The organism is Candidatus Hydrogenedentota bacterium (assembly GCA_012523015.1).
GTDB lineage: Bacteria > Hydrogenedentota > Hydrogenedentia > Hydrogenedentales > CAITNO01 > JAAYBJ01.
Window position 1 is genome coordinate 1 of the sequence record JAAYJI010000280.1, and the last position, 3104, is coordinate 3104.

The window sequence follows — 3104 nt, forward strand, 5'->3', positions numbered from 1 at the left end:
AATGTGTGTAAATACGACTAGGTTTAAGATCATTGCATTCTGTTTTGCGGCATTTTTCGCCGGCGTGGTAGGTGGGCTGTACGCTCACGTCGTGTCGTTTATTCAACCGGACAGTTTCGGGTTTGCTAAATCGACCGATTTCCTTGTTTATCTTTATGCTGGCGGATCAGGTTCCTTAACTGGATCCGTCCTTGGCGCCGTTCTATTGACAGCATTGCCTGAACTTTTGCGCTTCATGGCCAATTGGCGGCTCGTCATATACGCCGTTGTCTTGGTCATCGTAATGTTGTTTCGCCCAAAAGGATTATGCGGCGGGCATGAGCTTCGATTCTTGCAGATCCGGCGCAGCGATATCTACGATTCGATGCCGCTTAGTGCAAACGGCTTACTAAAGAAAGGACGTTGACCTTTATGGAAGCCTTATTAGAAGTCGACAAACTCAGCATCGAATTCGGGGGTCTTAAGGCCGTTGACAATTTTTCCCTTGATGTAAAAGAAGGTGAGATAATTGCTGTGATTGGTCCTAATGGAGCCGGCAAAACCACTGTCTTCAATATGCTTACGGGCATCTATGCACCGACATCAGGATCGATTGTATATAAAGGACAGAATATGGCGAACCGCAAGCCTTACATGTTTGCGAAAGCCGGTATTGCGCGAACATTTCAGAACATCCGTCTCTTTCATGAATCGACAGTCGCAGATAACGCGAAGATGGCGTATACCTGCCACAATGACGAAAAGTTCTTTGCCTGTCTGCTTCGTACGAAAGGCATGCGTCAGCGCGAGCGCGAGCTCGATGAACGTGTGATGGACCTGCTTAGAATTTTTCGGCTGGAAGATAAAGCTGATACGATCGCCAATAATTTGCCCTATGGTGAACAGCGCAGACTCGAGATAGTTCGAGCCTTGATGTTGGAGCCACAAATCCTACTCTTGGATGAACCGGTTGCTGGTATGATAACGGCCGAGCAAGACGAGATGGCCCTGCTGGTTCAGGATATTAGAGAAAAATTCGACTTGACCATCATCTTGATTGAGCATCACATGAATTTCGTCATGCACATTGCGGATCGCATTAAGGTGCTTGATTTTGGCAAGACGATCGCCGAGGGCGTTCCTGCTGAAATTCAATCAAACCCGAATGTTATTGCCGCCTATCTTGGAGGAAACTATCATGCGAATGCTTGATGTTAAGGATTTGTACGTCTCTTACGGCGCCATCCAAGCAGTAAAGGGAGTTTCTTTTCACCTTGAGGAAGGTGAAATAGTTGCATTGATAGGATCGAATGGTGCAGGAAAAACAACCATTCTCCGTACCATATCCGGACTTGAAAAGGCAAAAGCCGGAACGATATTGTTGGAAGACAAAGAGATCACGCATATGAAACCTCACGACATTGTGAAGCGTGGTATCGCACACGTACCTGAGGGACGTCGCGTGTTTGCTAAGCTGACTGTTCATGAAAACCTTATGCTCGGTGGCAGTGTCGTCAAAAACAGCAAAAATACAAATGAAATGCTTGAAGAAGTGTTCGATATTTTCCCGCGGCTGAAAGAGCGCGAAAAACAAATGGCCGGAACGCTATCAGGCGGAGAACAGCAGATGCTCGCCGTCGGCCGTGCTTTAATGACGCGCGGCCGGGTGATGCTTATGGATGAGCCTTCTATGGGCTTGGCGCCCATTCTTGTTGAAGGCATATTCAAGGTCATTGAGAGAATCAATAAAGCGGGTACGAGCATTCTACTTATTGAACAGAACGCTTTTTTGGCCCTCAGCATCGCCAATCGAGCATACGTTCTTGAGACTGGACATATTACTATTGAGGGTGAAGGCCACGCCTTGTTAAGAGATGATCGAGTCAAAGCCGCTTATCTAGGCGCGTAAAAATATTTAATGGGAGGTTGCCAAAATGCAGCTATCGTACATTGCGAGAAACACAAGAGCGTCTGTCATTCGGGCGATGTTCAACGAGGCGTTGAAGATCGAAGACCGAGTGAGTTTTACCGTCGGTGAACCAGATTTCACTACACCAAAGCCCATCATTGACGAAGCCGTTGATGCATGGCGCAGAGGATTGACCCATTACACGCCGAATCGCGGTATTCCTGAGTTATGTGATGCCATTTCTACATTCCATGCTGACAATCTGAAACCCGATCCGAATGAACAAGTTTTGTGTACATGTGGTGCAATGGAGGCACTTCAGCTGGCCCTTATTACACTGGTTGATCCGGGTGATGAAGTTGTCTTGGTCACACCAGCGTGGTCCAACTATTTTGGCCATATTGCCATGGTTGGCGGTGTCTGCAAAGAGATATGGGCGAAAGAAGAAAATGAATTTGTACCAATGCTTGATGATTTTAAGCAAGTGATTACAGAAAAAACAAAACTGATCATCCTCAACTCTCCGTCAAATCCAACAGGTGCCGTTTTCGATGAAGATACGTTGCGCGGCGTAGCAGAATTGGCCGTTGAGCATGATCTATTTGTAATCTCGGACGAGATTTACTCCAAAATTATTTACGATGGTCGCCGTTGTCCTAGCATAACGGAGTTTCCCGGAATAGCGGAACGAACAGTTTACATTAGCGGATTTAGCAAAATGTTTGCCATGACTGGATGGCGTTTAGGTTACGCCATAAGCACGCCGGAAATTATATCGGCGATGACAAAATTGCATGAAAACAGTGCAAGCTGTTTGCCCGAACCGACACAATTGGCGGCAGTTCGAGCACTTGAATCATGTTGGGATGAAGTCGAGATGATGCGTCAATCCTATGAACGCCGCCGCGATTTGATCTGCAAGTTACTAAACGACATTGAGGGTATCTCGGTCCGTGTGCCAAAGGGTGCTTTTTACGCTTTCGTGAACATCAAGAGTGCGGGTATGAACAGCGTCGATTTTTGCATGGACCTTTTAAAGAAAACAGGTGTTGTGACCGTTCCCGGAACAGGATTTGGTGATGCCGGTGAAGGGTATATGCGCTTAACGTATGCGACTTCAGATGAAAATATCATTGAAGGCATGAAGCGCTTGAAGCAGTACATGCAGGCGCGATAAGGGAAGGCTGATGATGGAAATGATGAAACGTATCAGCGC

General features: G+C 46.8%; 4 protein-coding genes. All 4 read left to right on the forward strand.

The genetic code is table 11. The annotated features are described in order from the left end of the window. Positions 1 to 406: branched-chain amino acid ABC transporter permease (locus tag GX117_12225; protein NLO34096.1), on the forward strand; the 406-nt coding region annotated here is incomplete at its 5' end. Positions 407 to 411: 5 nt separating this feature from the next. Continuing rightward, entirely contained in the window at positions 412 to 1191 is a 780-nt protein-coding gene (locus GX117_12230; protein ID NLO34097.1) for an ABC transporter ATP-binding protein, read from the forward strand. Beyond that, positions 1178 to 1888, forward strand: coding sequence for an ABC transporter ATP-binding protein (locus GX117_12235; protein ID NLO34098.1), 711 nt, complete (start codon positions 1178 to 1180; stop codon positions 1886 to 1888). Before GX117_12230 ends, GX117_12235 begins: the two co-directional genes overlap by 14 nt. Positions 1889 to 1913: 25 nt before the next feature. Next, on the forward strand, positions 1914 to 3065 hold the full coding sequence (locus GX117_12240) for a pyridoxal phosphate-dependent aminotransferase (GenBank protein ID NLO34099.1): 1152 nt from the start codon (positions 1914 to 1916) through the stop codon (positions 3063 to 3065). The last annotated feature ends 39 nt before the right edge of the window (positions 3066 to 3104 follow it).

Bases quoted from the DNA above. Each gene is read 5' to 3' on its own strand.
- GX117_12240 (NLO34099.1), top strand. From the start codon at position 1,914: ATGCAGCTATCGTACATTGCGAGAAACACAAGAGCGTCTGTCATTCGG.
- GX117_12235 (NLO34098.1), top strand. From the start codon at position 1,178: ATGCGAATGCTTGATGTTAAGGATTTGTACGTCTCTTACGGCGCCATC.
- GX117_12230 (NLO34097.1), top strand. From the start codon at position 412: ATGGAAGCCTTATTAGAAGTCGACAAACTCAGCATCGAATTCGGGGGT.